This is a genomic window from Methylobacterium sp. D54C, assembly GCF_053345595.1.
Genome location: NZ_JBKFAK010000307.1, coordinates 1 through 219 on the forward strand (window position 1 = coordinate 1; position 219 = coordinate 219).

Annotated in this window: 1 pseudogene; it reads right to left on the reverse strand. The window is 70.3% G+C overall.

Annotated features, from left to right (window positions below):
• A pseudogene (locus ACLBYB_RS33665) lies at positions 1 to 219 on the reverse strand (IS3 family transposase); the annotation flags it as partial.

Here is a 219-nt window from a genome sequence, read left to right on the forward strand (position 1 = left end):
TGCCCACCTGCCAGCCGTCTGCTTGCAGCAGCGCGGTGACACGACGGTAGCCATAGCGCCCGTACTCGGAGGCCAGGGCAACGATGGCTCGGGTCAGCCCATCCTCGTCGGCCGGCACCGTCGGCACATAGCGCTGCGTGCCGCGGTGCTGACCGACGAGCCGGCAGGCGTGACGTTCCGAGAGGCCGTACTTCTCCCGGATCCCGTCGACCGCCTGCC